The 22,536-nt window shown below is 66.4% G+C and carries 26 protein-coding genes; 21 read left to right on the forward strand and 5 right to left on the reverse strand.

The genetic code is table 11. The annotated features are described in order from the left end of the window. From D7T59_RS21180 to D7T59_RS00845, 10 genes are all read left to right on the forward strand, one after another. Window positions 1–186 (forward strand): hypothetical protein (locus D7T59_RS21180; RefSeq protein ID WP_219637166.1); only part of this gene is annotated, 186 nt, incomplete at its 5' end. A gap of 73 nt (window positions 187–259) precedes the next feature. Then, a complete protein-coding gene (locus D7T59_RS00805; protein ID WP_005416648.1) occupies window positions 260–550 on the forward strand; it encodes a RebB family R body protein in 291 nt (96 codons plus the stop codon). A 43-nt stretch (window positions 551–593) separates the two neighbouring features. Continuing rightward, window positions 594–863 (forward strand): RebB family R body protein, encoded by a 270-nt coding sequence (locus D7T59_RS00810; protein ID WP_046985582.1) that lies wholly within the window; start codon window positions 594–596, stop codon window positions 861–863. A gap of 26 nt (window positions 864–889) precedes the next feature. Further along, window positions 890–1,156, forward strand: a complete 267-nt coding sequence (locus tag D7T59_RS00815) for a RebB family R body protein (RefSeq protein WP_006446865.1) — start codon at window positions 890–892, stop codon at window positions 1,154–1,156. A gap of 60 nt (window positions 1,157–1,216) precedes the next feature. Further along, on the forward strand, window positions 1,217–1,489 hold the full coding sequence (locus D7T59_RS00820; protein WP_005416651.1) for a RebB family R body protein: 273 nt from the start codon (window positions 1,217–1,219) through the stop codon (window positions 1,487–1,489). Between the two features lie 70 nt (window positions 1,490–1,559). After that, the gene (locus tag D7T59_RS00825) at window positions 1,560–1,796 is read left to right on the forward strand and encodes a RebB family R body protein (protein ID WP_164137051.1); all 237 of its coding nucleotides are present in this window, start codon (window positions 1,560–1,562) and stop codon (window positions 1,794–1,796) included. Continuing rightward, the gene (locus D7T59_RS00830; RefSeq protein ID WP_180850861.1) at window positions 1,793–2,377 is read left to right on the forward strand and encodes a RebB family R body protein; all 585 of its coding nucleotides are present in this window, start codon (window positions 1,793–1,795) and stop codon (window positions 2,375–2,377) included. Before D7T59_RS00825 ends, D7T59_RS00830 begins: the two co-directional genes overlap by 4 nt. A 47-nt stretch (window positions 2,378–2,424) precedes the next feature. After that, on the forward strand, window positions 2,425–2,772 hold the full coding sequence (locus D7T59_RS00835) for a hypothetical protein (protein WP_014037265.1): 348 nt from the start codon (window positions 2,425–2,427) through the stop codon (window positions 2,770–2,772). 20 nt (window positions 2,773–2,792) lie between these two features. Next, on the forward strand, window positions 2,793–3,872 hold the full coding sequence (locus D7T59_RS00840; RefSeq protein WP_180850862.1) for a hypothetical protein: 1,080 nt from the start codon (window positions 2,793–2,795) through the stop codon (window positions 3,870–3,872). A 206-nt stretch (window positions 3,873–4,078) separates the two neighbouring features. Beyond that, entirely contained in the window at window positions 4,079–4,315 is a 237-nt protein-coding gene (locus D7T59_RS00845; protein WP_046983341.1) for a hypothetical protein, read from the forward strand. Window positions 4,316–4,374: 59 nt separating this feature from the next. On the opposite strand, the gene D7T59_RS00850 is transcribed toward D7T59_RS00845, so the two are convergent. After that, entirely contained in the window at window positions 4,375–5,868 is a 1,494-nt protein-coding gene (locus D7T59_RS00850) for a helix-turn-helix domain-containing protein (RefSeq protein ID WP_164137625.1), read from the reverse strand. Between the two features lie 416 nt (window positions 5,869–6,284). Between D7T59_RS00850 and D7T59_RS00855 the strand changes: the two genes are divergently transcribed. From D7T59_RS00855 to D7T59_RS00870, 4 genes are all read left to right on the forward strand, one after another. Next, complete coding sequence (locus tag D7T59_RS00855; RefSeq protein ID WP_164137624.1) at window positions 6,285–7,169, forward strand: NAD(P)-dependent oxidoreductase; 885 nt, start codon at window positions 6,285–6,287, stop codon at window positions 7,167–7,169. Between the two features lie 101 nt (window positions 7,170–7,270). Continuing rightward, on the forward strand, window positions 7,271–8,410 hold the full coding sequence (locus D7T59_RS00860) for an SPFH domain-containing protein (protein ID WP_164137623.1): 1,140 nt from the start codon (window positions 7,271–7,273) through the stop codon (window positions 8,408–8,410). 20 nt (window positions 8,411–8,430) lie between these two features. After that, a complete protein-coding gene (locus D7T59_RS00865) occupies window positions 8,431–9,783 on the forward strand; it encodes a TFIIB-type zinc ribbon-containing protein (protein WP_180850863.1) in 1,353 nt (450 codons plus the stop codon). Beyond that, window positions 9,780–10,037: a hypothetical protein gene (locus D7T59_RS00870; RefSeq protein ID WP_164137621.1), complete on the forward strand. Its 258-nt coding sequence runs from the start codon at window positions 9,780–9,782 to the stop codon at window positions 10,035–10,037. The genes D7T59_RS00865 and D7T59_RS00870 overlap by 4 nt, the downstream gene beginning before the upstream one ends. 100 nt (window positions 10,038–10,137) lie before the next feature. Here D7T59_RS00870 and D7T59_RS00875 read toward each other — a convergent pair whose 3' ends face one another. Then, window positions 10,138–10,260, reverse strand: coding sequence for a tyrosine-protein phosphatase (locus D7T59_RS00875; RefSeq protein WP_258012888.1), 123 nt, complete (start codon window positions 10,258–10,260; stop codon window positions 10,138–10,140). Window positions 10,261–10,395: 135 nt separating this feature from the next. On the opposite strand from D7T59_RS00875, the gene D7T59_RS00880 reads away from it, so the two are divergent. From D7T59_RS00880 to D7T59_RS00890, 3 genes are all read left to right on the forward strand, one after another. Beyond that, window positions 10,396–11,667 carry a hypothetical protein gene (locus D7T59_RS00880; RefSeq protein ID WP_164137620.1) on the forward strand — a complete coding sequence of 424 codons (1,272 nt, stop codon included), beginning with the start codon at window positions 10,396–10,398 and terminating at the stop codon, window positions 11,665–11,667. 150 nt (window positions 11,668–11,817) lie between these two features. Further along, window positions 11,818–13,527, forward strand: a complete 1,710-nt coding sequence (locus tag D7T59_RS00885) for a PAS domain S-box protein (protein WP_180850864.1) — start codon at window positions 11,818–11,820, stop codon at window positions 13,525–13,527. Window positions 13,528–13,607: 80 nt separating this feature from the next. Next, window positions 13,608–14,768, forward strand: coding sequence for a M23 family metallopeptidase (locus tag D7T59_RS00890; protein WP_180850865.1), 1,161 nt, complete (start codon window positions 13,608–13,610; stop codon window positions 14,766–14,768). A gap of 81 nt (window positions 14,769–14,849) precedes the next feature. On the opposite strand, the gene D7T59_RS00895 is transcribed toward D7T59_RS00890, so the two are convergent. Both D7T59_RS00895 and D7T59_RS00900 read right to left on the reverse strand, forming a co-directional pair. Continuing rightward, window positions 14,850–16,793, reverse strand: a complete 1,944-nt coding sequence (locus D7T59_RS00895) for a MacB family efflux pump subunit (RefSeq protein ID WP_180850866.1) — start codon at window positions 16,791–16,793, stop codon at window positions 14,850–14,852. A 2-nt stretch (window positions 16,794–16,795) separates the two neighbouring features. Continuing rightward, window positions 16,796–17,977: an efflux RND transporter periplasmic adaptor subunit gene (locus tag D7T59_RS00900; protein WP_180850867.1), complete on the reverse strand. Its 1,182-nt coding sequence runs from the start codon at window positions 17,975–17,977 to the stop codon at window positions 16,796–16,798. A 236-nt stretch (window positions 17,978–18,213) separates the two neighbouring features. Between D7T59_RS00900 and D7T59_RS00905 the strand changes: the two genes are divergently transcribed. The 4 genes from D7T59_RS00905 (at window position 18,214) to D7T59_RS00920 (ending at window position 21,752) form a co-directional block, all read left to right on the forward strand. Then, complete coding sequence (locus tag D7T59_RS00905; RefSeq protein ID WP_180850868.1) at window positions 18,214–18,783, forward strand: hypothetical protein; 570 nt, start codon at window positions 18,214–18,216, stop codon at window positions 18,781–18,783. Between the two features lie 53 nt (window positions 18,784–18,836). Further along, window positions 18,837–19,553, forward strand: coding sequence for a response regulator (locus tag D7T59_RS00910; protein WP_180850869.1), 717 nt, complete (start codon window positions 18,837–18,839; stop codon window positions 19,551–19,553). A gap of 3 nt (window positions 19,554–19,556) precedes the next feature. Beyond that, entirely contained in the window at window positions 19,557–20,633 is a 1,077-nt protein-coding gene (locus tag D7T59_RS00915; RefSeq protein WP_180850870.1) for an ATP-binding protein, read from the forward strand. Between the two features lie 192 nt (window positions 20,634–20,825). Next, complete coding sequence (locus D7T59_RS00920; protein ID WP_164137613.1) at window positions 20,826–21,752, forward strand: ABC transporter six-transmembrane domain-containing protein; 927 nt, start codon at window positions 20,826–20,828, stop codon at window positions 21,750–21,752. Between the two features lie 59 nt (window positions 21,753–21,811). On the opposite strand, the gene D7T59_RS00925 is transcribed toward D7T59_RS00920, so the two are convergent. Beyond that, window positions 21,812–22,420 (reverse strand): TetR/AcrR family transcriptional regulator, encoded by a 609-nt coding sequence (locus tag D7T59_RS00925; protein ID WP_180850888.1) that lies wholly within the window; start codon window positions 22,418–22,420, stop codon window positions 21,812–21,814. Window positions 22,421–22,536 lie beyond the last annotated feature (116 nt).

The following is a 22,536-nucleotide window of genomic DNA, read 5'->3' on the forward strand; positions in this document are numbered from 1 at the left end:
AATCGCGGCCCCCCCCTGGTGCAGGCCCTGTGTGTGCTCCCGGGCAACCCGCCAGCTCTGGCGATGACGGCGTTGATCATCAGTTCCGCCGTATTCACGCCGCACCTTCACGGTGATCCGCCCGCATTCTCCGTCGATTCCGCCAATCCGGCGGCGACGCCATTTCCTACTCTGGCCCCACGGTGAAGCCCAAGCCGCTGCAGGCAACGCACCGTGACACTGGATACCACGCACTTCCACCTTTTCGCAGGAGCAGGACATGGCATTTCCAACCGCGGTAAACGACCAGATCACCGATTCGGTCACCCAGGCCAACACCAAGGTGCTGGGCGATGCGCCCGCCGTGGCGGTGGGCAATCTGTACCAGGCCACCGCCCAGGCACTGGCCAATGCCGCGCACAACGCCACCAACGCACAGCAGCAGTCCTACGTGACCGCGCAGTCGGCCACCACCATGGGCGTGGCCACCCTGTACTCGATCGATACCGCTACCACGGCGGTAGCGAGCAAGGAAATCCTCAGCACCCGCGTCCGCGGCCTGGGTTCCTGATCTGTCGTTCCGTAGCTGACCCGCCAACTTCAAGGAGATCGATATGGCATTCCCGACCGCTGTAAACGACCAGATCACCGATTCTGTCACCCAGGTCAACACCAAAGTGCTGGGCGACGGCCCCGCCGTGGCCATGGGCAACCTCTACCAGGCCACCGCGCAGGCGCTGGCCAACGCCGCCCACAACGCCACCAATGCGCAGCAGCAGTCCTATGTGACGGCGCAGGCAGCCACCACCATGGGCGTGGCCACCCTGTACGCGATCGATACTGCCACCACCGGTGTGGCCACCAAGCAGATCCTCGGCGCGTGATGCGCCGGCAGGCAAGGAGCTGAGCCATGGCATTTCCCACGGCCGTCAACGACCAGATCACCGACTCGGTCAGCCAGGCCAACCTGCAGGTGCTGGGCGTGGCGCCGGCCACGGCAATGGGCACGCTGTACCAGGCCACCGCGCAGGCGCTGGCCAATGCCGCCCACAACGCGACGCTCGCCCAGCAGCAGATGTATGTCACGGCACAGGCCGCGACCACGATGGGCGTCGCGCTGCTCTACGCCGTCGATACCGGCGCCACCGGCGCCGCCACCCGGAAGATTCTCGGCTGATTCCACTGAGTGCCGGCAATCTCCGTTCCTGTAGTGCTGTCCACCCTAGGAGCTTCCACCATGGCATTTCCCACCGCCGTCAACAGTCAGATCACCGACTCGGTCTCGCAGGTCAACACCAAGGTCCTTGGTGATGCGCCGGCCATCGCAATGGGCAACCTGTTCGTGGCCACCAGCCAGGCACTGTCCAACGCCGCGCACAACGCCACCAACAACCAGCAGCAGTCCTACGTGACCATGCAAGCGTCGACCACCCAGGGGGTGTCCACGCTGTATGCGATCGACACCGCCTCCAACGGCGTGGCCACCCGCGAAATCCTGGGTCTGCGCTGACGTGTCGGCCCGGCGTGACGCCAACCGCCGCGCCCCCGCCCAGGGCGGCGTCACGTCGGGCCCCTGATCGATGGCCGGATCGCCTGCCACCGGCTACCTGCTGGCTGCAACCAGCACCGGATCCGGGATTGCGATCGCCCTCGCCCCCTCGTTCGCGATGTCCGCCACCTACCTGGCGATGGCCGACAGTCTCGGCCTGGCAATGCAGAACGCGGTGGCCAACCAGCAACGCGGCCAGGTGACCGCCGGCGCAAGCCTGGCCCAGGTCCTGGCCCTGATCATCCAGAAGGGAGCCGTTCCGTCATGAGCAGTGAGAACACCGTCAACAGCCAGATCGTCGACAGCGTCAGCGCCGCCTCGACCCTGCTGGTGTCGCAGGGGCCGGCGCAGTCCTTCAGCATGCTGGACATGGTGATGCTGGAGACGCTGGGCACTGCCATGCACAACGCCGTCGCGCGCCAGCAGGGTGCGGGCATGGTCAGCAACGCAGCGGTCACCGCGACCTGCGCGAAGATGATCAATGCCCCCTGGCCGGTGCCGCCGCCCGCTCCGGAACCTCCTCCGCCGCCACCGCCGCAGGTCATTCCCCTGCCCGGCCCGGTGCCGGCGCCCCCTTCGCCTGCGGCAGTGATCGCCGCGGCCACCGCAGAAGGAAAGACCGCCATCAGCGTCCTGCAGGCACAGACCCACGGTGCCACTGCCGACGCTGCGGCCGCTACCAGCAGCCTGCATGCACTCGAAACGCTCGCAGGCAATGCGGCAGCGCCCGCGCCCGGTCCTGCGCCCGACCCCTCGTCCGGTCCGGATCCGGCCACAGGTCCCGCCCAGGATTCCGCGCCAGACTCCCCCTCTTCCCCGGCCACAGGCAACACTGACGCCGGTGCCTGACACCACGCAGGCCGCCTGCGGCCGCACCCGCCCATCAAGGAGCCCGTATGGACCCGAGCAACGTCAACGCCCAGGTCATCGATGTGATCAACCAGGTGCAGACGGCCACCATGTCCGCGACCGTGGTGAAGACCAGCGGTGCCGGAAAGGCCTACCAGTCGGTGGCCCAGTCTGCGGCGATCGCCGTGCAGGATGCCGCAGATGCCCTGCGCAACGTGTCAACCATCGCCACCACCGCCGCCGGCGTGGCCATGGCCCAGTACCTGGCGACGGGCGACGAAAAGTATGCAAGGGTGCTCACGCAGGCGCAGACCATGATGCAGGGAGCCACCGACGATTTCACCCGGGTCGGCAGTGCCGCTGCGACCGTCCTCAAGGATTTTCCGGCCCAGTAAGGCCGCCAGGAGAGCCACGCATGAGCGTTTTCATTGCCGGTCGTTCCATCCCCCAGGCCAACCTGCTCAGTCAATCCTGCAGGCAGGTCCTTCAGTTCATCGACGGTGGCGAGCACTGGCTGAAGTGGGCCACGGGATCGCATGAGCACCTGTACGACTTCTCCGACGAGGGCACGATGCTTGATGGGGTGCAGCAGGGTCTGCACGGTTCGCGCATGACCTGGTTGCCGCGCCTCGGCTTGCAGATCGGCCCGATCAAACTGCTCAGCCTCGGCAACAACGATCTCAGTGCCCTGCGCCACATGGAGTTTGACGATGAGACGCGCCTGTCGCACAGCGAGGCGCAGGGGGTACTGGCACGGCACCGGCTGCTGACCAATACCGAACTCGGCGCCTCGCGCCCGTTCCTGGCCTCGATCGGCGCGGCCGATGCTCCGCTGCTGCAGCAGCTGGATTTCCGTGAATCGGTGGCGCTCCACCAGCTCGCCGGTGAGGTGGGAATGTCCATCACAGGACGCGATGACCTGGCTGACGCCGCTAGCTTCGCGCTGCTGCACGCGCGCAGGCCCATCGAGTTTGCCGACTACTTCCGCTTCTACCAGCGGGTGAGCACAGGTGGCGGCAACCGCGAGCATCGGCTGACGCGTGCCACCCGCGCGTTGCAGCAGGTGCTGCCGATCCTGTTCGACTTCCTGGACGGGCCGCAGCTGCCACAGCTGCCGTCGCCGCAGCAGGTGCGCGAGGCGCTCGCCGCAAGCCTGGCCGCAAACCGGCGGATCGGCTATGCGCGCATCTCGCTGGCCGCCCAGCAGATGGCGGCATGCTTCGACAACGATCCCGACCTGCTGCAGGATGACAGCCGGCTTCGCGAGGCCGCGCGGTGGCAGTTGCGCGATGCGCAGGAGTTCCTCAACGAGCATCCGGTCTCCCGTGGCCAGCTCGGCCAGGATGGTGCCAGCGTGCAGTTCGCGATCGATGGCTCCAGAGCGCAGGCGCTGGTGCAGGTGGAGGACAATGTGATCACCCTGCAGGACTACCACCGGACCCACCGCTATCTGGGCGATGAAGCACAGGTGGGTTACCAGGCGGATGCGGTGTGAACCCGCCTCCGGCGCCGGGTGGCGATGGCGTGCAGGCAGCGACTGGGGCCCTCGCTTCGGCGACCGGCGCGGCCGTTGCTGCCGGACGCATGGCGGCCCGGCAACAAGCGCAGAAGATCCTGGCCGATGCCCAGGCGGCATTGCGCCACATCCTGGGGGAACGCAGCGACGGTGTTCCCCCCTCATCCCCAGCAGGAGCACCGACGATGACCTTCCCGACCCCGCTTCCCGGCAAGCCTACTCCCGCCCATCCGGCGGGCAAAACCCCGATGGAAATCGCCCAGGAGCTGGCGGACGCCGCGATGGCTGCCAGTGAAGAGGGCATCCGCGCCGCGATGGAGGTTTCGCAACGCGCGGTCGAGGCCGCCGCCGAAGCGGCGCGGCGCGCGGACGAAGCCGCCGAGCAGGCCGTGCAGCGCGCTGCTGAAGCAAACGCACGGTAACGCCTGATCTGCCATCCCAGCGCCCCGGGCAGGCCCGCGCCTGCACCGGGGCGTTTGTTTTACTGATCCGGCGTTCGCCGGTAGCTGCGCGGGCTGACCCCCACCGCGCGCCGGAAGCTCTTTTCGAAGTGGCTCAGGTCACCGAAGCCAACCTGCAGTGCGACATCGGTGATGCGCAGGCGTTGCCCATCCCGCAGCAGCTGCTTGGCATGCTCGATGCGCAGTTGCTGCAGCAGCAGCTTGAACGTTGTACCCAGCTCGCTGCGGAACAGGAATCCCAGGTGTGACTGGCTTACATGGGCCTGGCGGGCGAGGTCGCCCAGTGTGAGCGGCTCCGCGGCGTGGTCCTTCAGATAGGCCAGGGCCCGCTTCAGGCCATCGTGCAGGCCTTCATGCGCAGCCCGCGGTGCGTCCTGCCGCGCAGGTTCGGGAGCGGCAGCTTCCTCAACCCTGGGCGGTAGTTGCGGCGCGCGCCCGGCATCGATGGCGACATTGCCCGCTGCCAGATCCGGCGCATGGCGTGCCAGATCGTCGCGACGGATGCAGCGGCCGCCGGTCATCACCGCCAACCGTACCACCACCCGCTCCATCTCCAGCAGGTTGCCGGGCCAGTCATGCGCACACAAAGCTTCCAGCACATCGTCACCCAGCACATGGGGATTGAACCCATGCAGCTCCAGCGAACGTGCCGCCAGCGCGGCGATGTCCTCCACCCGTTCGCGCAGTGGCGGAATATCCACGGTCAGGAACTCCAGTCCGGCCAGCAGGGCACGCGAGAACTGCTTCTCCCTCACCCGTTGTTCCAGGTCCGCGCTGGTCGAGGCGATCACCCGTGTCGGACCGGTCGCCTGCGCAGCGGCATGCGCGGCGGGCAGTCCACGCATGCGGTGTGACAGCTGGCCCTGCAACGACACCGGCAGTTCGTCGACTTCATGGAAGTAAAGCGTTCCGCCCTGCGCGCGCGCGAACCAGTCGCAGGCTTCCCCCTGTGGATGGACACAGTTCACCTCGACAAACGGGCCTTGCCGGTATCGGCCGCCACTGTGCAGGGCGGCGGCCAGCTCCATCTTCTCGGTACCGAACTCGCCACGCAGCAGTACCGGCAGCGGACTGGCCGCCGCGCGTTCGACGAATTCGTCCATCTGCTTCAACGCCTCACCGGCGCCAACCAGCAGCAGCGGCCGGCTCAGCGCCTGTTCGGCCCAGGCCTTGGCCTCGTAGCGCTTGATCAGGTGTGCACAGCGCTGGGCAAACTGTTCCCCCAGCGCCAGGGCGCTGCCATCCAGCCGGCCCTCTTCACCTTCCAGATGCAGCTCACCCAGTACCTCGCTGCCATAGCGGATCGGCAAGCGCTGGCGGGCGGCGGTCTTGTCGCCCGGTACCGCCAGCGCAGCCACGTCCGGATGACCAGCACTGGAACCACGCAGATGGACGCTGCCGCCACGCAATGCATGGTGTTGCGAAAACTCCTTCACGAACGCGCCCAACAGGTCGGGCAAGGACCGGTGGGGTCGATAGGCGCGCTGCAACATCTCACTGACTTGCCTGTGCATTGAAACTCCCCTTTCGAATGGCAACCCGCTGCCGTTGCAGCGGGTGATCGCGCAATGGGTACCGTGCGGCTTCATTGCGTGATGCTGCGACGCCCCCGCCGCGCCTCGCGCCAGCCACAGCACACGCAGGTGAACGTGCACACTGTCCGCCCCCATGCCCCCAGGAGGTTGCCGTCGGTAGGTCGACGATGCGGACGTCGGACGGATCCCGGCGCCTCGAGCGCAGACTCGCGCATTCGGCCCCGGGATTATCGAAAGCGAGTTTCGAGAAAATCGTGATGATAATAATGTGAATATCGGGGATTATCTTTGCCAGCGATGCAGCGCGGGGAATGCCGGCCCGCGCCCCCTGCCTGCCGCATGCCCGCTGCCGATCTGCGGCATGATGGGCGCCTTGCCATGACCGGAAGCCTGCCATGCCATTGGGATTCATCGGCCTGGGCGTGATGGGCACGCCTATGGCGGGCCACCTCGCGCGCGCCGGGCACGCTGTGCTGGGCTGGTCCCGCTCCGGCCGAAACCACGAGGCGGCACGCATCGCCGGCGTACAGCCCATCACGCAACGGCAGGACGTGTTCGACGCATGCGGGACGATCCTGCTCATGCTGGCCAACGATGAGGCCATCGACAGCGTGCTGGATCGGAGCACGCCGGCCTTCCCTGCCCGCGTCAAAGGTCGCCTGGTGATCAACATGGGCACCAGCTCGGCAGCCTATTCCCAGGCGTTGGGCGAACAGATCCGCGCGGCAGGCGGACGCTACGTGGAAGCGCCGGTCTCCGGCTCGCGGGTGCAGGCGGAAGCCGCGCAACTGGTCATCATGCTGGCCGGCGACGCAGCTGACGTGGCAGAAGCCTCGCACCTGCTTGCGCCCCTCGGCCGGCAGTGCGTCGCGTGCGGCCAGGTGCCAGCGGCGTTACGCATGAAGCTGGCAGTGAACCTGTACCTGATCACGCTGGTCACCGGCCTGGCCGAAGCGGTTCACTTCGCCGAAGCCCACGGCATCGAGCTGGACCGCTTCGCGCAGGTGCTCAACGCAGGGCCGATGGCCAGCGAAGCATCACGCATCAAGCTGGACAAGATGGTCCGTGGTGACTTCACCGTGCAGGCGTCGATCACCGACGTGCGAAAAAACAGCGGGCTGGTGGCCGCTGCCGCCCATGAGGTGGGCATGCATGCGCCCTTGATCGACGCCAGCGATGCGCTGTTCGCACAGGCACTGGCGTCCGGGTTGGGGGCGCTGGACATGGCTGCCGTGCTGCAGGCTGTACGGGTCGGGCCAACCGGCCCTGGCCGGCGCTGATCCGGATTCATCTTCCGGCACCACAGCGGTCCCTGCCCGCTGCTATATTCAGTCCAGCTCGGCAGGCATGGTGCCTGCCCTCGAATCACAGGGAGTTGGTCATGGGTCTGGTACAGGCGGTGAAGGGTGCGGTTGGCGGTGTTCTGGCCGACCAGTGGAAGGACTTCTACACCGTGCCGGCGGGCCTGCCGTCCACGGCGGCGCTGTTCGCGGCGGTGCCGCAGGGCACCAATGCCGGCCGCGGCTCCAACACCAGCGGTTCGTCGAACATCATCACCAACGGCTCGAAGATCGTCGTACCGGAGGGCTACGGCCTGCTGCTGTTCCAGGACGGCGCGATCACCGCATTCGTCGCCGAACCGGGTGGCTACGAATGGCGCTCGGACGATCTGAACTCGCAGTCGATCTTCGCCGGCGACGGCCTGGTCAGCACCTTCATCAAGCAGAGCTGGGAGCGCTTCAAGTTCGGCGGCCAGCCCGGCTCGCAGCAGGCGGCTTACTTCGTCTCGCTGAAGGAGCTGCCGGACAACCGCTTCGGCACCCAGTCGGAAATCTACTGGGACGACGGCTTCCTCAACACCCAGGTCGGCGCGGTCACCCGTGGCTCGTACACGCTGAAGATCGTCGACCCGATCCTGTTCGTGAAGAACTTCGTGCCGGCCAGCTACCTGCAGCCGGGCCAGGTGTTCGACTTCACCGATCTGGACAACGCCGCCGCCAGCCAGCTGTTCAATGAAGTGGTCGGTTCGCTGGCGCCGGCCTTCAGCCTGTACACCAACGATCCGGGCAAGGGCAACCGCATCACCAAGCTGCAGCAGGACTCGCTGGGCTTCGCGCAGAGCCTGTCGGCCGCCGTTGAACAGGGTTACCAGTGGAAGTCGGACCGCGGCCTGGCCATCGTCAAGACCGCCATCGTCTCGATCGAGTACGACGCCAACACCCGCGAGCTGCTGAAGACCGTGCAGCGCGCCGACGCGCTGTCCGGTTCGCGCGGCAATTCCAACCTGCAGGCCAGTGTTGCCCAGGGCATCCAGTCGGCCGGCGAAAACGGCGGCGCGGCAGGCCTGGTCGGTGTCGGCATGGCCTCGGGCATGTTCGGTGTCGGCGGCATGCAGCAGCCGGTCACCCCGGCTGCGGACGATCCGGTGGCCAAGCTGAAGAAGGCCAAGGAAATGCTGGACCTGGGCCTGATCACGCAGGGCGATTATGACGCCCTGAAAGCCAAGGCACTGGGCCTGTAACGGCAGGACGCACAACCAACATGTCCGATCCCCGAAACGGCCCACCGCCGCTGCCCGGATCCGTGCCCGCGACGCCGCCGCCCCTGCCGGCGGCGTCGTTGGATGGGCCGGGTTCGCCGCAGGACGTCCCTCCCCTGCCCGGCAGCTTCCCGCTGGACACCTCGAAGCTGCCGCAGGCGATCCGCGATGAAGTGGAAGCGCCTGATCCGGTCGCCATCGACACCTCGGCCAGCGAGCTGAAGGATGGCCTCAACCGCTGCCCGAAGTGCGGCGCCACCGACATCCGGCCCAAGGCCGGCACCGATATCCTGGTCTGCCTGTACTGCCGTCACGAATGGCATGGCGCGCGGGTCGAGGAGGAATTCGGGCTGGGCGAGGCCATCGACCAGCTGCGCGGCACCGTCATCGCCTCCGGCGCACGTGACATCGATGCCGACACCTCGGCGTTGATGACGTTCAAGTGCACCGGTTGCGGTGCCGAGGTGACGGTCAATACCGAAAGCACGATGACGGCGCGCTGCCACTGGTGCCGCCATGTATTCGGCGTCAACGAGCAGATCGCCAATGGCGCGGTGCCCGATGCAGTGCTGCCCTTCCATATCAGGAAGGACGATGCGGTCGCGCGCATCCGCCAGTTCGTCGACAAGCGCCGCATGTTCGCGCTGAAGGCGTTCAAGGACCAGTTCACCCCGGAAAACGTGGTGGGTGTGTTCCTGCCCTACATGATCGTCGACAGCAATGTCAGCGCGGCCGTGGCCGGCAAGGGCGAGATCAAGACGCGTGAATACACGGTGGGCAGTGAAAAGAACAAGCGCACCCTGTACGACGCCGATGTCTACCAGGTCGAGCGCCAGATCGACTTCACCGTCGATGACCTGCCACTGGAATCCTCGGCCGAGCGCGGGAACCTCGATACCCGCGCCAACACCAACAACATCATCAACACCATCCTGCCGTTCGACACCAAGAACGCAGTGAAGTGGAATGCCTCGTACCTGGCCGGCTTCACTTCGGAGAAGCGCAACCTGGACGTGGAGAAACTGCGGCCGCGACTGGAAGACCAGCTGCTGTCGATCGCCCGTTCGCAGGTGGAAGGTTCGGTGAAGCGCTACAACCGTGGCGTGCGCTGGGAACAGGAACAGCTGGAGGTGCATGGTACCCGCTGGGTATCGATGTACCTGCCGGTGTGGCTGTATTCCTACCACCAGCCTGGAAAGAACGGCGGCATGCTGCATTACATCGCAGTGAATGGCCGCACCGGCGAGACCATGGGCAGCGTACCCGTGCAGCAATGGAAGATGCTGCTGGCGGCACTGGCCACCGGCACCGTCATTGAAGCCCTCGCAATAGCATTCCTGGTGGCATCGACATGAGCGACGACAGTGGCCTCTGGCTGTTGGCGGCAGGTCCGGCCGGCGCAACCGCGCTGTACTGGGCGCTGTACCGCTATTACCGCAATACCGACAAATCCCACTCCTTCGAGCATGAAACCGAGATCGAGGCGAAGCCCATCACCGGCTCGGACCAGCAGGTGGGCAGGGTCACCGGCACCGAGGAAAAGCGCATCCGTGGCGACAACGTGTATGAGTACCGGAAACGGGTGGCAAGGGTGAAGCCCGAACCGTAGAGCCAGACCATGCCTGGCTGGGGGGAGCGCCGGCCGCTGGCCGGCACTCCCCCAGTCTCTGGACATCAAAGGGGAGCCGGCCAGCGGCCGGCACTACCTGTCAACCGGCCTGCCCCAGCCGCTCCTTCAACTGCTGGATCTCCTGCTCGCTCACCCCGATCGATTTCAGGTAACCCTCCGCACCGCCGTACTGGCCGTGCAGCGCCGCCAGGAACTGCTCCATGTTGTGTCCGGTTCCGTTCGCGACCCGGACCTGCCGCCAGCGCGGGTAAGAGCATTGCTGGCTAGGGCACCCACTAAAGAACGCGGGTACTGGGCCGATAGCAGGCGCGACCTCATGCCTTATGGACGACGCGCCGTGCCTACCCTCCAATCCCATTCCTCAGGACTGAACTCATCCGTACAGGACGAGCCTGCATTCTGGTCGCGCGCGACAGCCGCATTGAATGTGATCGGCGCCCATCGTTGGGCCTTCGCTGTCGCCGGCACATTTGCGATGGTCATCTTCTTCTGGCGCATCCGTTACCTTCCCAGCCTTTCGCTGACAGATCTCGGCCTGGTCGCCTTCGCGATCGTGGCGTTCTCCTTCATCATGATGCTTGTCTTCGTCCTCGTCCTGCTGATCCCGGCCCTTCTGCTGGTTGAGTGGCACAGGTTGGGGCTGATCTTCGGCAAGAACAGCGTCGGCAAGGCGAATGAACGAGAGCGGAAGCTTACTGGCTACAGCCTGCTGCTGTTGATGGCGGGTGCACTTCTTGCAGAATGCCTCCTGTACGTTTCACTTTTTTCTCCACTTGGCACCGAGCACGAATGCTTGTTCCCATTCCTCATGGGCGTTGGAGTCTTGGCGGCGTTTGTTCCAATCCTCTGCACTTCCACGCCTGATGCTACGGCGCGCCGAATAGAGGATGCCGCCCCGTGGCGCGATCTGTGGTCGCTACGACTGGTCCTGCTCTCTGCGGGTCTCTACTTGTTCTCCATGCCGCTCGTTGCGCTGGTGGTGCTCGGTACCCATGAAGCAGCAGCTTCACTGGCTGACTGGCAGTTCGGCCTCATGCTGCTTCTCCTGCCGCTCCTGCACTTCGCCTTCTTCAGCGTGTGGAGCCTGCCCACACGCCACAAGCTGGTCGCCCTCGGCGCCATCATCCTCTACGTGCTGCTGTTCGCAGGCACGCTGTTCGAAGCACTCGATCGTGCCGCGAGCACCTTCCAGCTGGGCCTGATGAAGCACCAGAGCGTCGTTGTTTCCAGCGAAGGCTGTCGGATTGCGAAGTCGTCACGGGTGGTGCGCGCCTGCCGCAAACTAAGTGGCCCGGGTGAAGCGCTGTACGAGATCCGCGACGTGCAGATCCTCAACAGGCTCGGCAGTCATGCCGTCCTTGCCCATAATCGGTGGACGCCGGCCCGGCGAACCGGATCGGTACCCATTCCCAGTGCACATGTCCGGTCCTGGTTCCCTACCGCTCCCGTAAAGGGCTTGCCGCGGGCACCTCGTTCAAGGGCACCCACCGCCATGGTCGACATTCCCACGCAGAGACCCGTCCCAACGCCCCGAGCATCCCGAAAGACCCCCGCTCGGCGCAAGACGGTGAGCTGCGTGGCACAGCGGTCTGCCAGCGCTGGTCAATAGCAATATGTGCGCACGGTCACAAGGTGGCCGTGGCACCCATTGGACTCACGTTGGCATCACCCGGCGGTGGCGATACATAACAAGGTCCGCACTAGCGTAGTGCCCGACAGCCGCCGAAGCCGCCCTCGCCACCCTGCCCTGAAAAGCGCCATGGACGAAGCCGAACGACTGCTTGAACTCGACCGCCTGCATCTGCTCGACACCCCGCCAGAGCCCGTTTTCGATGCCATCGTCGCCGCCGCCCGCGCCGCCACCGGCATGACCATGGCACTGATCTCGGTGGTCGCCGATGAACGCCAATGGTTCAAGGCCAACATCGGCCTGGACGGCGTCAGCGAGACAGCCCGCGAGATCTCGTTCTGCACGCACACCATCCAGCAGGATGCGCTGTTCGAGATTCCCGACGCTCGGCAGGACCCACGCTTCGCCACCAATCCGCTGGTGACCGGTGGCCCCCGCATCCGCCATTACGCCGGCATCTCCCTCGGCTCGGCGCACGGTGCCCGTATCGGTACGCTGTGCCTGCTCGACCCGATGCCCGGCGTCCTGTCGCCTTCGCAACGCGAACTGATGGTGCACCTGGCCCGGGTCACCACCCAGGTACTGGAGCAGCGCAGCACGCTGATGGCGCAGGTTGGACAGGCCAAGGCCCTGCATCGAGAGCTGAAGCGCAGCGAGGACTTCCTGGAGCGCACCAACCGCGCAGCGCGGGTGGGTGGCTGGGAAATGGACCTGGTCAGCAACGAGGTCCGCTGGACCCGCGAGACCAAGCAGATCCACGGCGTGCGCAGCAATTTCGAACCGACACTCGAAACCGCGTTGTCCTTCTATCGCGAGGACAGCCAGAGCATCATCCGCGCAGCAGTACAGCGCTGCGTCGACGAGGGCATCTCCTGGGAAGTGCAGCTGCCGATGACGACCGCCGATGGACGTGCCATCTGGACCCGCGTGGTGGGTGGGCGGCAACAGGTCGATGGCCGGCCCCGGCTGGTCGGCGCCATCCAGGACATCACCGAGGAGCGCGCGGCACTGGATGCCCTGGAGGCCAGCGAAACACGCTACCGGCGGCTGTTCCACTACAGCCTTGGCCTGATCTGCACCCACACGCTGGACGGCGTGCTGACATCGGTCAACCCGGCGGCCGTGCAGTCACTGGGATTTCATGAGAGCCAGATGATCGGGCGCAGCCTGTGCGACCTGATGCCGCCGGACAAGCGCACCGCCTTCAAGGCCTATCTCGAGCGGATTGCGGTGAATCACACCGATGCGGGCGTCATCGAGCTGATCGCCGCGGACGGCACACGGCATTTCTGGGCCTATCACAATGTGCTCGACAGCGAGGCCAGTCCGCCTTACGTGCTGGGCCATGCGCAGGACGTGACGGCGCTGCGGATGCAGGAACAGCAGCTGCGCGAGATGTCTTTCAAGGACCCGCTCACCCAGAGCTACAACCGGCGCTTCCTGCCTCGCCTGGACGCACTGGCGGACCAGCCATGGGCCTGCCTGATGTTCGATCTGGATCACTTCAAGCAGATCAACGACACCCAGGGCCATGCACGGGGTGACACGGTGCTGGTCGAATTCGTCGCTTTCCTGCGTGGCCCACTGGGCGCGGCAGAGCACGTGGTGCGCATGGGCGGCGACGAATTCATGGTGGTACTGACTGCGCCGGAACCGGGGCGGCTGGCCGCGCTGGAACTGTGGTACGCGCGGACGGCTGGACAGTCACCGACGCCGTTCTCGCTCGGTTCGACCCACCACACCCCGGGCGAATCGGTGGCCGATACCCTGCAGCGCGCCGACAGCCGCCTGTACCGGGAACGCGCACGCGTGCGCACGCATCCCCGGCCCGCGCCCTGATACATCAACCGGTGTGCCCCTGCCACTGGCGTAGCGCTATGCTCGGCAGCGGCCACCGTCGGCCTTGGGGGGGAACACGCATGATCCGCAGCGTCTGCCTGGCTCTGCTGCTGTTGCTGCTTCCTTCCGTTACGTTGCCAGCGCCCGTCCCTGCACCGGTTGAAGCACGGGTGCCCTTCGCGCCGACGCCCTTCGTCGGCAGCGACGGCCTGCGCCATCTGGCCTACGAGCTGCACATCACCAACTACTACGGCGATACCGGTGCGCTGCTGCCGCAATCGCTTCAGGTATTCGGCGACGATGCCGAAACCCCGCTGCTGAGCCTGGATGGCCCTGCCCTGCGCCACTGGGTACGGCCGTCGCCTTCAGAGGATGGTGCGGTATCCATTGCACCGGGCAAGCGCCTGGTGGTGTTCCTGTGGCTGTCACTGCCCATCGCGGATCGCGTGCCACACACCCTCCGGCACCACATGCTGCTGGGCACCGAGCACCACGGCAGCGTGGAGCTGGACGGCGCCCAGGTTGCGGTCAGCGCGGCGAAGGTGATGGTGCTCGGCCCGCCCCTGCGGGGTGGCCAATGGCTTGCACATGAAGGGCCAGGCGCGGCGCAGTCACACCATTGGGGCAGCCTTGTGGCGGTGAATGGTGACCTGACCATTCCGCAGCGCTTCGCGCTCGATCTGGTCGGCGTCGACGAACAGGGGCGCGCCGTACGCCCAACGGCCAGGGATCTGCAGCACACCCGCCATTCGGATTGGGTGGGTTATGCAGCACCCGTGCTGGCCGTGGCCGATGGCATCGTGCGTGCGACACGTGATGGGCAACCCGAGCATACGCCCCTGACCGCGCAGCCGGAACCCGCCTCACTTACGGCGGAGGGCTTGTTTGGCAACTACGTTGTCCTGGAAATTTTACCGGGCATCTTTGCCAGCTACGCCCATCTGCGCACCGGCAGCATCAAGGTGGAACCCGGGCAGCGAGTCCAGCGCGGGCAGGCGCTGGCCCAGCTTGGCCAGTCGGGCAACTCCGCCGCCCCGCATCTGCACTTCCAGCTTTCCGACAAGGCAACGTTCGAAGGCTCCGAGGGCATCCCCTACGTCTTCCAGGCGTTCAACGATTCCGGCCCTGAAAGTGAAGCGCAGCTGTTCACCCAAGGCGATGCCTGGGCACCCGGCGTGACCGCGCAGCATGGGAATCAGCTGCCGCTGGATGACATCGTCATTGCTTTCCCGCCGCGCTGACACACCCACGCCGCCATCAGCACCGCTCCTGTAGCGCCGGGCATGGGCTCGGCTCCACAGGTTCCAGCAGCGGGTGCGGCCCTATTCGGCCGCCAGCGCCTGGATCGGGTCCAGCTGCGCTGCACTGCGTGCCGGGAAGTAGCCGAAGCCCAGTCCGATTGCCGAGGAGCAGGCCAGTGCAGCCAACACCGGCCCGGCAGTGAACAGGAACGGCACACCCAGCGACAGCAGGCTGGACAGCGCCCCCACGCCGAACGCAAGCAGTACCCCCAGCACGCCGCCGAACAGGCAGATCAGCACCGCCTCGATCAGGAACTGGCGCAGGATGTCAGCCTGCCGCGCGCCCACCGCCAGGCGCACGCCAATCTCGCGCACGCGTTCCTTCACCGACACCAGCATGATGTTCATCACGCCCACCCCACCCACCACCAGCGCCACGGCGGCAATGGCGGAGACCAGTGCCGCCAGGGTCTGGCTGGACTTCATCACCGCCTTGCGGACCTGGTCGGCGTTGTAGATGAAGAAATCGCGGCGACCGTGCAGGCGCTCCAGTTCGGCCCCCAGCGAGGCCTCGGCAGCGCTGGTGGGTACGTTATCGCGTACGCGTACGGTGATGCTCTCCAGGCGCTGGCTGCCCAGCAGTCGCGACGCCGCCGAGGTATAGGGCACGTAGACCGTCGGGGTTGCACCGCCAGCGAATGCATTGGCCCCCACCACGCCGATCACCTCCACCGGCATGCCACCCAGCAGCACCGTGCTGCCGATCGGGTTGCCCGTGAACAGCGCCTTGGCGGCCTTCTGGTCGACCACGCCCAGTGCTCGATGCTCGTCCACTTCCGTGCCGGTGAAGAAGCGCCCTGCCTTCAGCCGCAGCCCACGCACGCGCAGCATGTCAGCCCCCACGCCCAGCACCTGGGTGTTGGCACGACGACTGCCCTGCAGGGCAGCCACTGATCCGGTCAGGTTCGGGCTGACGCTGTCCACGTAACTCAATGCCGCAAGATGATCCGCGTCGCCGACCACCAGTGTCTCGATCTCCGCCGAGCGGGGGTCGCCGAAATCGGCACCCGGGAAGATCTCCAGCGTACTGGCGCCGAGCTCGTTGATCTGTGACTCCACCTGGGCCTGGGCACCCTTGCCCAGCGCCACCACCGTCACCACGGCCGCCACGCCGATGATGATGCCGAGCATGGTCAGCAGAGTACGCAGGCGATGGGCCAGCATCGAGCGCACGGCCATCCGCGCGGCCTCGCGTACTGCGTCCATGCGTGCGCGGCGCTCTGTGACCGATGAATCACCGCGTTCGCACGTGGGCGCTGCGGATGCAGAATCCAAGCCACGCTCACCGCGGTCGGCGACCACCCGACCATCCGCGATCTCGATCACCCGCTTGGCGTTGGCCGCGATCGCCGCATCGTGGGTGACCAGGATCACCGTGTGGCCCTGTGCATGCAGGCGCTTCAGCTCGGCCATCACCTGCTGGCCACTGGCGTGATCCAGCGCCCCCGTCGGCTCATCGGCCAACACGATGGCGCCGCCGTTCATCAGCGAACGGGCAATGGACACGCGCTGCTGCTGGCCACCGGACAGCTGGCTCGGCCGGTTCACGGTGCGCTCGCCCAGGCCGAGCGTTTCCAGCAGCCTGCGCGCACGGGCCGTGCGCGCTTCCGCCTCCATGCCGGCATAGACCGCTGGCAGCGCTACGTTCTCGGTGGCGCTCAGGTTCTCCATCAGGTTGTAGCGCTGGAAGATGAAACCGAAATGCTCGCGGCGCAGCCGTGCAAGAGCATCCGGCGCCATCTGCTCGGTGGCCTCGCCATCCACCCGGTAGCTGCCCTCGGTCGGCCTGTCCAGGCAGCCGAGGATGTTCATCAACGTTGACTTGCCCGAGCCCGACGGGCCGATGATGGCGATGAACTCACCGGCGTCGATGCGCAGGGAAACGTCCTTGAGCACCACCACCTCACCAGCGCCCGAGCGATAGCTGCGCGATACGCCACGCAGTTCCAGCAGTGCGTCAGCCATGTTCACATCCCAAGCAGGCTGGTCGGTTCGGATTCGCCACCGCTGGGCGCCTGGCCGATCACCACGTTCTCACCCGCCCGCAGACCGCTCAGTATCTGCACGGCGGTGGCGGTGCGCAGGCCTGTCGTCACTGCACGCTCGCGGACTCGGCCCCTGGTGTCGACTACGCGCACGGTGCCGCGGTTGCCCACGACGTCGTTCGACGCGACCAGCGCCGTCAGCGGTACCTGCAGCGCATTTGCGGCGCGCGCGAGCTGCACGGTCACCTTCACCGTCATCGATGGTTTCAGTTTCAGGCCGGGGTTGGCCACATCGAACAGGCCTGCGTAGTACACCGCCTTGGGCGACTGCGCCGAGCCGCCTGCATTGCCGGTGGCGACGTCGGCAATGGACGATGGCGCTGGCTCCAGCTGCTGCAGATGGGACTCATAGCGGCGACCGCTCGGCCCCAGTGTCGAGAACCACAGCAGTTGACCCGGCGCCACCAGTTCCACATCAGCCTCGGCAATCTCGGCACGCACGGTCATGGTATCCATCTGCGCCAGCATCACGATGGTCGGCGTGGTCTGCATCGAGTTCAGCGTCTGCCCTGCCTTGGTCACGATGGCCACGATGTAGCCGTCGCTGGGCGAGACGATGCGGGTATAGCCCAGGTTGATCCGCGCGGTTTCCACCTGGGTCACTGCCTGGTCGATCTGTGCCTGCAGCGCGGCCACTTCCGAGCGCGCCGCATCGCGTGCCATGCGCGCGGCCTCGAAGCCTTCCTGTGAAACCAGTCGCGACGCCACCAGCTGCGACTGCCGCTCGTAGACACCGCTGGCCTGCACATGGCGCGCCTGGCTGGCGGCATGCTGGGCGCGCAATGCATTGGTGGCTGCCTCGGCGCTGCGCAGCGCGATGCGCTGCGGCTGCGAGTCAACCTCGGCGATCAGTTGGCCGGCCTGTACCCGCTGCCCCAGCACCACATGCAGGCGCTTGACCTGGCCGGACACCTGCGCGCCCACCGCCACCAGCTCCTTCGGATTGACCCGGCCGACCGCCTGTATGGTCTTTTCCAGATCCGCCTCCTGCGCCGGCGCGGTGATCAGCGCGGCATCATCGCCGCCGGCAAACGCCCACCATCCAGCGCCGGCGGCCAATGTGGCCACCGTAGCGGCAATGATCCAGGTCCTGCGGTTGCTCATCGAAACGCCCGGCTGCGTGCAGTCGCCCAGTGCGACCGCCGAAACCGCAGTCTGGAAGCCGCCGATGGACGTTTCTTGGAGCCACTGTGGAGATTGCATGGAGGCGCGGCAGCCGTTCAGGCTCCAGCCCCGCGCCTGAACGCCGCGGCCTGCGTCCACGCAATCTCGACACAATCTCGACCGAGTCTCCATCAACGGTCGCTAGCCTCGTCGGCCTCGCCGACTGCCAGCCTGCCGTGTCCCTTTCCTGTCCAGACCTGCCCCCCATCGATGTGCGCCGTGCCTACCTGGCGTGGTGCGCGCCTTCGCCATGGTTGATCGCACTGGTTCTGGCGTTGACCTCCACCTGGATGCTGGTCAGCCCCCGCCCTGTGCCCCCCTTGCTGGCGGGCTTCGGTGCCGCCGCGCTGGTGTGGTTCCGCAGCGATGGGCCGGGCCACGCAAGCCGCGCGGGGACTTCGGCGTCACTGGGCCTGATTGGCCTGGCCATCTGGGCGGCGGCGCTCCCGACTGACAACACGGCCACCCTGCAGCGCCTGCTTGCCTTGGCCGCCGCACTGGTTGTCATCCTGCTGGCGCTGCGCCTGCACGCCATCGTGGGCATGGCGCGCAGGCTGCAGGCCCGGGTGGAGGCGACGCCCATGGCATCGCGCTGGAGCAAGCTACCGGCCTCGGTATCCACGCTGACGGCGCAGCAACTGCACGGCGCGGATGCAGTAGAGCCGAGCCTTCAGCGCACGCTGGTGCTGGCCACCCTGGCCTGGGCAGCGAACGAGGAAGCGCAGGCCATGGAGCAACGACGATGACGCTGTCCTTGATGCCGCCACTACCCGCCCTTGCCATGACGCTGCAGAATGCAATGAAACACGATCTCCGCTCCCGACAGGCACCCCTGGTGCTGATTGCCGAAGATGAGGGTGAAATCGCCGACATCCTCGGCGCCTACCTGGCTCGTTCCGGGCTGCGCAGCGCCCGCGCTGCCGACGGCGAGGCCGCCCTTGCCAGCCACCGCCAGCTGCGACCCGACCTGGTGCTGCTGGATGTGCAGATGCCCAAGCTGGACGGCTGGCAGGTACTGGGCGAACTGCGCCGGCGCGGCAACACGCCGGTGATCATGCTCACCGCGCTCGACCAGGACGTGGACAAGCTGACCGGCCTGCGCGTGGGTGCCGACGACTACGTGGCCAAGCCATTCAACCCGGCCGAGATCGTGGCGCGCATCCAGGCTGTGCTGCGCCGCAGTGCGCGTACCGTGGCCGAAGAGCCCCAGGGGCTGATCCGCCAGGGGCCGTTCGAGATCGACCTGTGCAGCCACGAGGTGACGGTGCGCCTTGGCGAGCAGGTGCATGCCCTGAACTTCACCCTCACCGAGTTCCGCCTGCTGGTGCACATGGCCCGCGCCCCCCGCCAGGTGCATGCGCGCGTTGACCTGCTGCATGCCTGCCTGCCCGAAAGCGATGCGCAGGAGCGCACCGTCGACAGCCACGTCAGCAAGCTGCGCCGCAAGCTGGAAGACGTCGGCGTGATCGGCATCCCCGCCACCGTCCGCGGCGTTGGCTATCGATTCCTGGACTGAATGATGAACCCCAAAGGCAAGAGCATCGGCCGCCAGATCACGCTGTCCATCACGGTCGCCTCGCTGTGCTCGACGGTGCTGTCGATCAGCGGCTTCTACCTGTTCTACTACCTGATGGAGGTCTTCTATCCGCGCTGGTATGACGAACCGGAAACGATCATGCCGTCCGGGCTGGAATGGCTGTGGATCGGCCTGACCGCCACCGTGGTCGTCATCTTCGCCACGCTGGTCGCCTCGCGCCTGACCCGGCGCATCATCACCCCGTTGAACTCGGTGGCAGAAAGCCTGCGCCGGGTCGCCAGCGGCGATCTGGAGGCGCGTGCACGCGGTGGTGACACCACGATGGCCGAAGCGGCCACGCTGGTCAGCGACTTCAACTCCATGGCAGAACGGCTGAGCCGGATGTCCGAGAATCGGGTGTTCTGGAACGCCGCAATCGCGCACGAACTGCGCACGCCGATGACCATTCTGCGCGGCCGCCTGCAAGGCATCGCCGAAGGCGTATTCGAGCCAGGCCCCGAGCAGTTCAACAGCATGCTCACCCAGCTGGAAGGCCTGACCCGCATCATCGAGGACCTGCGCGTGGTCAGCCTTGCCGAGAGCGGCCATCTGGATCTGCGCCAGCAGCGCAGCGATGTCAGCGTGCAGGTGGCTGCGGTGGTCGAAGCCATGTCCGAGGCACTGACCGAAAGTGGCTTCTCGGTGAGCCTGGACGCGCGACCGTCGCTGGCGGACTGCGACCCGGCCCGCATCCGCCAGGCAGTGCTGGCATTGCTGGAAAACGCCCGTCGCCATGCCATCCCCTGCCCGCTGCGGCTGCGCGTCACCCTGGCGGAGGGGCACTGCACGGTAGCCGTGGAAGACGGTGGCCCCGGCGTGCCGGACGAGCTGCGCGACAGCATCTTCGAGGCGTTCCAGCGCACCGATGTCTCACGTTCGCGGCAGAGCGGTGGCTCCGGGCTGGGGCTGGCGGTGGTGCGCGCGATTGCCGTGGCCCATCACGGAACGGCGCAGTGCCGGGCCACCGAGCGAGGAGGAAGTTCGTTTGAGATCCGCTGGCCGGTACATGCACGACGTTGAGGGCCATCGCTGCCCTGGAACGCCCGAACTGCCCGAACTGCCCGAACTGCCCGAACTGCCCGAACTGCCCGAACTGCCGGGGTAGAGTCGACTGTTAGTCGACTTGCGCGCGCAAGCGCGGGCTCTTCCAGCAGTTCGCAACTAGACGTCGACCAACAGTCGACCCTACCCCCTTCCCATCCAGGCACCCCCATGAAACACCCCCACGATCCGGCAGCCGCCGCTGGCAGCATCGGCCAGCAGAATGCGGCTGCCACCCTGAAAGCCATCCTGCGCACCTATCCCTGGCAGCTCACCGGCACCTTCTCGCTGGTGGCGCTGGAAAATGCGCTGTTGCTGGCCTATCCACTGTTCGCCGGCTTCGCGGTGGACGCGATCATCCGTGGCAACATCGGCCACGCCATTTCGTACGCCGGCGTGGTGCTGCTGTTCTGGCTGGTCGGGGCCGCCCGCCGTGCGGTCGACACCCGTACCTTCACCCGCATCTATGCCGATCTGGCGGTGAACGTGGTGCAGGCGCAGCGCAGGCTGGGCCAGGCTACGTCCACCTCGGCCGCGCGTGTTGTGCTGGCCCGTGAATTCGTCGACTTCTTCGAGAAGCACGTGCCGATCATCGCCACGGCATTGGTGTCGATGTTCGGTGCAGCGGGGATGCTGCTGGCGATCGAGCCGCTGGTCGGCGCCGCAAGCCTGGTCGCGCTGCTGGGTGCATTGTTGCTGCTGCCGTCGTTCGCACGCCGCAACGAGCAGCTGCATGGGCGCCTGAACAACCGGCTGGAGCATGAGATCCGCCTGGTGGACCGGGTCAGTCCTTCGGTACTGCGTCGCCACTACACCACGCTGTCGCGGCTGCGCATCCTGCTCTCCGACCGCGAAGCGGGTGCCTTCGTGGTCGTTGGCGCGGCGGCAGCGGTGCTGTTCGCGCTCACCATCGGCCGCCTCGCCACCACCGACGGAGTTACCCCGGGCCATGTGTATGCGGTGATGACCTACCTGTGGACCTTCGTCGGCAGCCTGGATGATGCACCGTCAATGGTGGATCAGCTGGCGCGATTGAAGGACATCGGCCGCCGCGTCAGCCCCGGCATGGAGGATGCAGAGCGCAAGGATGCCGCTTGACCGGTAGATTCCCACCTTGGTGGGCACCGGCACATCACCGCGCCAACCAAGGTTGGCGACTACGCGGCGGAGCGCCCGCACATTGCCAATGCACCGATGATCAACGCGTCCATGCTGCGGTCGAACTCGGCCTGCTGTGCCTTCCAATCCAGTGGTCGCCGCGAGGTGTCCGCCACGGCATGCCGCGAGTACACGGTGTCGGCCAACGCCACGGCATGATAGGCCACGGTCGACAGCAGCCATGCCGCCTGCTCCAGCGGCAGGCCATGCACGCGGCTGAACTGGGCATGGTGGTGCTGGATGCGTGCCAGCATCTCCGGCGTCTTGGCGCCGTGGCTGACCAGGAACGGCGCCAGCCCGGGGTTCGTGTCCACCAGCGTCCGCAGTGAACGCTGGAATTCGCGCAGGTCTTCTTCGACGCTGTGTCGCTCCGTGGCCTCCAGCGGCGGTGCCTGCCAACGCTCGAAGATCGCCTCGGCCACGAGCTCGCGCAGTGCTGCCAGGTTGTCGACATGCTTGTACAACGCGATGTGACTGACGCCGAGCGCCGCCGCCACCCCCACGAAGCTCAGCCCCGGGAGGGTCATCGCAATGCCGGCGTCGGCAATGCGTTCGCGGGTGATGGTGGGCGGACGGCCGCGTGCGGCAGTCTTCTTCGGTGCGGCCATGCGGTTGCGGTTCCTGCACGGGATGCTGGCAAGGGCAGTCATGGTGGTGTGCAAGGGCGCGCTGGTCAACGCATCCAGATCTCATTCCGGCAGGTCCGGGTTGCGGCCCGATCAAT

The sequence above is a fragment of the Stenotrophomonas maltophilia genome (assembly GCF_013464915.1).
GTDB lineage: Bacteria > Pseudomonadota > Gammaproteobacteria > Xanthomonadales > Xanthomonadaceae > Stenotrophomonas > Stenotrophomonas maltophilia_AT.

Bases quoted from the DNA above. Each gene is read 5' to 3' on its own strand.
- D7T59_RS00835 (WP_014037265.1), top strand. From the start codon at position 2,425: ATGGACCCGAGCAACGTCAACGCCCAGGTCATCGATGTGATCAACCAG.
- D7T59_RS00900 (WP_180850867.1), bottom strand. From the start codon at position 17,977: ATGAGCAACCGCAGGACCTGGATCATTGCCGCTACGGTGGCCACATTG.
- D7T59_RS00885 (WP_180850864.1), top strand. From the start codon at position 11,818: ATGGACGAAGCCGAACGACTGCTTGAACTCGACCGCCTGCATCTGCTC.
- D7T59_RS00840 (WP_180850862.1), top strand. From the start codon at position 2,793: ATGAGCGTTTTCATTGCCGGTCGTTCCATCCCCCAGGCCAACCTGCTC.
- D7T59_RS00890 (WP_180850865.1), top strand. From the start codon at position 13,608: ATGATCCGCAGCGTCTGCCTGGCTCTGCTGCTGTTGCTGCTTCCTTCC.
- D7T59_RS00860 (WP_164137623.1), top strand. From the start codon at position 7,271: ATGGGTCTGGTACAGGCGGTGAAGGGTGCGGTTGGCGGTGTTCTGGCC.
- D7T59_RS00910 (WP_180850869.1), top strand. From the start codon at position 18,837: ATGAAACACGATCTCCGCTCCCGACAGGCACCCCTGGTGCTGATTGCC.
- D7T59_RS00805 (WP_005416648.1), top strand. From the start codon at position 260: ATGGCATTTCCAACCGCGGTAAACGACCAGATCACCGATTCGGTCACC.
- D7T59_RS00855 (WP_164137624.1), top strand. From the start codon at position 6,285: ATGCCATTGGGATTCATCGGCCTGGGCGTGATGGGCACGCCTATGGCG.
- D7T59_RS00830 (WP_180850861.1), top strand. From the start codon at position 1,793: ATGAGCAGTGAGAACACCGTCAACAGCCAGATCGTCGACAGCGTCAGC.
- D7T59_RS00920 (WP_164137613.1), top strand. From the start codon at position 20,826: ATGAAACACCCCCACGATCCGGCAGCCGCCGCTGGCAGCATCGGCCAG.
- D7T59_RS00915 (WP_180850870.1), top strand. From the start codon at position 19,557: ATGAACCCCAAAGGCAAGAGCATCGGCCGCCAGATCACGCTGTCCATC.
- D7T59_RS00895 (WP_180850866.1), bottom strand. From the start codon at position 16,793: ATGGCTGACGCACTGCTGGAACTGCGTGGCGTATCGCGCAGCTATCGC.
- D7T59_RS00825 (WP_164137051.1), top strand. From the start codon at position 1,560: ATGGCCGGATCGCCTGCCACCGGCTACCTGCTGGCTGCAACCAGCACC.
- D7T59_RS00865 (WP_180850863.1), top strand. From the start codon at position 8,431: ATGTCCGATCCCCGAAACGGCCCACCGCCGCTGCCCGGATCCGTGCCC.
- D7T59_RS00870 (WP_164137621.1), top strand. From the start codon at position 9,780: ATGAGCGACGACAGTGGCCTCTGGCTGTTGGCGGCAGGTCCGGCCGGC.
- D7T59_RS00820 (WP_005416651.1), top strand. From the start codon at position 1,217: ATGGCATTTCCCACCGCCGTCAACAGTCAGATCACCGACTCGGTCTCG.
- D7T59_RS00815 (WP_006446865.1), top strand. From the start codon at position 890: ATGGCATTTCCCACGGCCGTCAACGACCAGATCACCGACTCGGTCAGC.
- D7T59_RS00875 (WP_258012888.1), bottom strand. From the start codon at position 10,260: ATGGAGCAGTTCCTGGCGGCGCTGCACGGCCAGTACGGCGGTGCGGAG.
- D7T59_RS00925 (WP_180850888.1), bottom strand. From the start codon at position 22,420: ATGGCCGCACCGAAGAAGACTGCCGCACGCGGCCGTCCGCCCACCATC.
- D7T59_RS00850 (WP_164137625.1), bottom strand. From the start codon at position 5,868: ATGCACAGGCAAGTCAGTGAGATGTTGCAGCGCGCCTATCGACCCCAC.
- D7T59_RS00845 (WP_046983341.1), top strand. From the start codon at position 4,079: ATGACCTTCCCGACCCCGCTTCCCGGCAAGCCTACTCCCGCCCATCCG.
- D7T59_RS00810 (WP_046985582.1), top strand. From the start codon at position 594: ATGGCATTCCCGACCGCTGTAAACGACCAGATCACCGATTCTGTCACC.